Below are 5445 nucleotides of genomic sequence, written 5' to 3' on the forward strand. Positions count from 1 at the left end.
AGGCGGCCCCCCCTCACCCCGTGGCGGTATAAATACAACCCCGCCCCGCGGGCCGGCCGGGGGGGGGCGGGGGGGGGGGGGGCCGCGCGCCCCCCCGCCGCCGACCGGACGGGAACCCCGGACCGGCCCTCCACTTGGACCGGCCCACCACCGCACCGGACCGGACCCGACCGGCCTTCCGCCCGGACCCCGGCGGGCCCGAAGCGGCACCGGCCCCCGTCCGGGCCCGGCACCGACCCGGCTCCGCTTCCGATTCCGGTACGGTTCCGGTTTCTAACGGAATCCCTCACTCCAGTTAACAGCCCGATAACTGAACGCATCTCTGCACGCCGACTCCCTTGACACCCCCGCGCGGACCGGCGACTCTTCAACTCATCACCTGTGGGAGCGCTCCCACAGTACCTGACACATACACATCCCGCACGTTCCCCGCCCGAGCCGCAGCGAGAACAACGGGCGCCACCAATGCAGTTGGCCGGGGGGTCGGCACGTCAGGCAACAGGAGGACGCTATGCGCACGAGTACCCGCCGGTCCCGCCGGATGATGGCCTTCACGGTCGTCGCCGCGCTGGCTACGGGGCTGCTGGCCGGTTGTTCCAGCGACTCGGACGACAGCTCGTCGAACTCGAACGGTGGCGGAGACGCCAAGGGCAAGACCACTCTGACGATAGGCACCTTCGGCGTCTTCGGCTACAAGCAGGCCGGCCTCTACGACGAGTACATGAAGCTCCACCCGAACATCTCCATCAAGGAGAACGTCACCACCCGTACCGACGTGTACTGGCCCAAGACCCTCACCCGGCTCCAGGCCGGCTCCGGCACCGACGACATCCAGGCCATCGAGGTCGGCAACATCACCGAGGCCGTCCAGACCCAGGCCGACAAGTTCGTCGACCTCGGCAAGGAGGTCGACAAGTCGCAGTGGCTGGACTGGAAGCTCTCCCAGGCCACCACCAAGGACGGCAAGACCATCGCGCTCGGCACCGACATCGGCCCGATGGCGATCTGCTACCGCAAGGACCTCTTCGAGAAGGCCGGTCTGGAGACCGACCGCACCAAGCTCGCCGCGTCCTGGAAGGGCGACTGGGCCAAGTACGTCGACCTCGGCAAGCAGTACATGAAGAAGGCGCCGAGCGGCACCAAGTTCGTGGACTCCGCCTCCTCGGTCTACAACGCGGCCCTCGGCGGCGAGAGCGAGCGGTACTACGACAAGGACGGCAACGTCATCTGGGACAAGTCCACCGGGGTGAAGAAGTCCTGGAACGTCGCCATGACCGTGGCGACCAGCAACATGTCGGCGAAGCTGAAGCAGTTCGACCCGACATGGGACCAGGGCTACGCCAAGGGCTCCTTCGCGACCGTGGCCTGCCCCGCCTGGATGATGGGCTACATCCAGGAGAAGTCCGGTGACTCGGGCAAGGGCAAGTGGGACGTGGCGGCCGCGCCGACCGCGGCCAACTGGGGCGGCTCGTTCATCGGTGTCCCGACGGCCGGCAAGCACCAGAAGGAGGCCATCGAACTGGCCAAGTGGCTGACCGCGCCCGAGCAGCAGGCGAAGGTCTTCGCCAAGCAGGCGAGCTTCCCGTCGACCCCGTCGGCGTACGGCAGCCTGACGCCGGCCGCCGCCACCACGGAGTACTTCTCCAACGCGCCGATCACGCAGATCTTCGGCGACTCGGCCAAGACCATCCCGGTCCAGAACTTCGGCACCAAGGACCAGCCGATCGGCACCGCGATCACCGACGTCGGCATCCTCCAGGTCGAGCAGAAGGGCAAGTCCCCGGCCCAGGGCTGGGACGCGGCAAAGGCTGAGATCAAGGACGTGCTCGGCCAGTGACCAGCTCCAAGCAGGCTCTCGCGCAGACCGCGACGAGCGCCGACGCCGCGCCCGGCTCACAGCCGGGCGCGGCCCGGGGCGCTCAGGGTCGGGGTACGCCGCCGCCGGGCCCGGATTCCTGGCGCAGCCGGCTGTACCGCTGGGACATGAAGGCGGCGCCGTACGCATTCATCTCCCCCTTCTTCATCATCTTCGGGGCCTTCGGCCTCTTCCCGCTGCTCTACACGGCCTGGTACTCGCTGCACAATGTGCAGCTTTCCGGTCTGGACCACCAGACCTGGGCGGGCCTGGACAACTACAAGAACCTGCTGTCCTCGGAGTTCTTCTGGAACGCCCTGGAGAACACCTTCACCATCGGTGTGATCTCCACGGTGCCGCAGCTGCTCATGGCGCTCGGGCTCGCCCATCTGCTCAACTACCGGCTGCGCGGCTCGACCGTGTGGCGGGTCGTGATGCTCACCCCGTACGCCACCTCGGTGGCGGCGGCGACGCTGGTCTTCACGCTGCTGTACTCGTGGGACGGCGGCATGATCAACTGGCTGCTGCACTTCGTCGGGGTCCACCCGATCAACTGGCGTGAGTCGGACTGGGGTTCGCAGTTCGCCGTCTCCTCGATCGTGATCTGGCGGTGGACCGGGTACAACGCGCTGATCTACCTCGCGGCGATGCAGGCGATCCCCACGGACCTGTACGAGTCGGCCGCGCTCGACGGCGCCGGCCGCTGGCAGCAGTTCCGCCATGTGACGATCCCCATGCTGCGGCCGACGATCCTGTTCACGGTGGTCGTGTCCACGATCGGCGCGACGCAGCTGTTCGGCGAACCGCTCCTGTTCGGCGGGGTCAGCGGCTCGAAGGGCGGCTCCGCGCACCAGTACCAGACGCTCGGCCTGTACATGTACGACCAGGGCTGGGGCATCGGCAACCTCGGCAAGGCGTCAGCGATCGCGTGGACGATGTTCCTGATCCTGCTGATCGTCGCCGCGATCAACATGCTGATCACCCGACGGCTGAGGAAATCCCAATGACCACGACTGAACTGACCGTCTCCCAGGCGGAGCCGAAGGGAACCGCGGGCGTCCGGGAGCCCGGACGCCGCCGGGTGCTCGGCGCGGGCAAGCAGCTGCACGCGGGTCCGGTCACCTACATCGTCCTGACCGTCTTCGCGCTGGTCTCGCTCGCTCCGCTGGTGTGGACGGCGATCGCGGCCTCGCGCAACAACACGCGGCTGGCGCAGACACCGCCGCCGCTGTGGTTCGGCTCGAACCTGTTCAAGAACCTCGAGGCCGCGTGGGACCAGGCCGGGCTCGGCACCGCCATGATCAACTCCACGATCGTGGCCGGGACCATCACCGTCGGCACGGTCGTGTTCTCCACGCTCGCCGGGTTCGCCTTCGCCAAGCTGCGCTTCAAGTTCTCCGGTCTTCTGCTGCTGCTGACCGTCGGCACGATGATGATCCCGCCGCAGCTGGCCGTCGTACCGCTGTATCTGTGGATGAGCGACCTGGGCTGGTCCAACCAGCTCCAGACGGTCATCCTGCCCACCCTGGTGAGCGCCTTCGGTACGTTCTTCATGCGGCAGTACCTGGTGCAGGCGCTGCCCTCCGAGCTGATCGAGGCGGCGCGGGTCGACGGCGCGAACAGTCTGCGCGTGGTGTGGCACGTCGTCTTCCCGGCGGCACGCCCGGCGATGGCCGTGCTCGGCCTGCTGACCTTCGTGATGGCCTGGAACGACTTCCTGTGGCCGATCATCGCCCTGAACCAGCAGGAGCCGACGGTCCAGGTCGCCCTCAACTCTCTGGGCACCGGCTACATCCCCGACCAGGCCGTCATCATGGCGGGCGCGCTGCTCGGCACACTGCCGCTGCTGATCGCCTTCCTGCTGTTCGGCAAGCAGATCGTGGGCGGAATCATGCAGGGCGCGATCAAGGGCTGACGTCCCTGCCGTCCAGGGGCCGGGCCACCGCCGCCCCGGCCCCTGCGGCCCGCCCCTCCCTCCCCTTTTTCCTTCCGTCGGTCACCCCGACTTCCCTTGGGAGCGCTTCCATGCCTGAACCCATTACGCCCGTGGCCTTTCCCCCCAACTTCCTGTGGGGCGCCGCGACCTCCGCCTACCAGATCGAGGGGGCGGTGCGCGAGGGCGGCCGCACCCCCTCGATCTGGGACACCTTCAGCCATACGCCGGGAAAGACGGCCGGCGGCGACCACGGTGACATCGCTGTCGACCACTACCACCGCTTCCACGAGGACGTGGAGCTCATGGCCGGTCTGGGGCTGGGCGCGTACCGGTTCTCGATCTCCTGGTCGCGGGTGCAGCCCACCGGCCGGGGTCCGGCGGTCCAGGTCGGCCTGGACTTCTACCGCCGCCTGGTCGACGACCTGCTCGCCCATGGCATCAAGCCGGCCGTCACCCTCTACCACTGGGACCTCCCGCAGGAGCTGGAGGACGCCGGCGGCTGGCCGGAGCGCGACACGGCGCTGCGTTTCGCCGAGTACGCGCAGATCGTCGGCGAGGCGCTCGGCGACCGCGTGGAGCAGTGGATCACCCTCAACGAGCCGTGGTGCAGCGCCTTCCTGGGCTACGGCTCCGGTGTGCACGCCCCCGGCCGTACGGACCCGGAGGCGTCGCTGCGCGCCGCCCACCACCTGAACCTCGCGCACGGCCTCGGCGCGACGGCGCTGCGCTCGGTGATGCCTGCCCGCAACACGGTCGGGCTCAGCCTCAACTCCTCGGTGGTCCGGCCGCTCACCCAGGACCCGGCGGACCTGGCCGCGGCCCGCAAGATCGACGACCTCGCCAACGGTGTCTTCCACGGCCCGATCCTGCACGGCGCGTACCCGCAGAGCCTGTTCGCGGCGACCTCTTCGGTCACGGACTGGTCGTACGTCCTCGACGGCGACCTGCGGAAGATCAACCAGCCGCTGGACACGCTGGGCCTGAACTACTACACGCCCACGCTGGTGTCGGCCGCCCAGCCTGACCGGCAGGGCGCGCGGGCGGACGGTCACGGGGCCAGCGAGCACTCGCCCTGGCCGGCCGCCGCCGACGTCGACTTCCACCAGACCCCGGGCGAGCGCACGGAGATGGGCTGGACGATCGACCCGACCGGCCTGCACGAGCTGATCATGCGGTACAACCGGGAGGCCCCGGGCCTGCCCCTGTACATCACGGAGAACGGCGCGGCCTACGACGACAAGCCCGACCCCGACGGCCGGGTCCACGACCCCGAGCGCGTCGCCTACCTGCACGGCCACCTCTCGGCGGTCCGCCGGGCCATCTCCGACGGCGCGGACGTGCGCGGCTACTACCTGTGGTCCCTGCTGGACAACTTCGAGTGGGCGTACGGCTACGAGAAGCGCTTCGGCGCGGTGTACGTGGACTACGCGACGCTGGAGCGCACGCCGAAGTCGAGCGCGCTCTGGTACGGGCAGGCGGCCCGTACGGGCTCGCTGCCGGAGGTCGAGAGCGCCTGACCCCGGGCCCGCGGAGGCCCCCGTCCCGGGGGAGGGGGCGTCCGTCGGTCCGGAATACCAGCGCGGCCCCGCCGGGTGGGGGGGGGGCCCGGCCGGGGGGGGCGCCCCCCGGTGCTGGGTGTGGTGTTGGGGAGAGC

General features: G+C 69.4%; 4 protein-coding genes. All 4 read left to right on the forward strand.

The annotated features are described in order from the left end of the window. Positions 1 to 511 precede the first annotated feature (511 nt). The 4 genes from ABT085_RS43300 (at position 512) to ABT085_RS43315 (ending at position 5308) form a co-directional block, all read left to right on the forward strand. Positions 512 to 1837, forward strand: coding sequence for an ABC transporter substrate-binding protein (locus ABT085_RS43300; protein WP_351621797.1), 1326 nt, complete (start codon positions 512 to 514; stop codon positions 1835 to 1837). Then, positions 1834 to 2862: a carbohydrate ABC transporter permease gene (locus tag ABT085_RS43305; RefSeq protein WP_351621800.1), complete on the forward strand. Its 1029-nt coding sequence runs from the start codon at positions 1834 to 1836 to the stop codon at positions 2860 to 2862. The genes ABT085_RS43300 and ABT085_RS43305 overlap by 4 nt, the downstream gene beginning before the upstream one ends. Further along, the gene (locus tag ABT085_RS43310; RefSeq protein WP_351621803.1) at positions 2859 to 3770 is read left to right on the forward strand and encodes a carbohydrate ABC transporter permease; all 912 of its coding nucleotides are present in this window, start codon (positions 2859 to 2861) and stop codon (positions 3768 to 3770) included. Before ABT085_RS43305 ends, ABT085_RS43310 begins: the two co-directional genes overlap by 4 nt. 110 nt (positions 3771 to 3880) lie before the next feature. Further along, positions 3881 to 5308 (forward strand): GH1 family beta-glucosidase, encoded by a 1428-nt coding sequence (locus tag ABT085_RS43315; protein ID WP_351621805.1) that lies wholly within the window; start codon positions 3881 to 3883, stop codon positions 5306 to 5308. Positions 5309 to 5445 lie beyond the last annotated feature (137 nt).

This window comes from Streptomyces sp. NPDC002265 (assembly GCF_040296125.1).
Lineage (GTDB): Bacteria > Actinomycetota > Actinomycetes > Streptomycetales > Streptomycetaceae > Streptomyces.

What these genes read in the sequence shown, in the direction of transcription:
- ABT085_RS43300 (WP_351621797.1), top strand. Translation starts at nt 512, where the DNA reads ATGCGCACGAGTACCCGCCGGTCCCGCCGGATGATGGCCTTCACGGTC.
- ABT085_RS43310 (WP_351621803.1), top strand. Translation starts at nt 2,859, where the DNA reads ATGACCACGACTGAACTGACCGTCTCCCAGGCGGAGCCGAAGGGAACC.
- ABT085_RS43315 (WP_351621805.1), top strand. Translation starts at nt 3,881, where the DNA reads ATGCCTGAACCCATTACGCCCGTGGCCTTTCCCCCCAACTTCCTGTGG.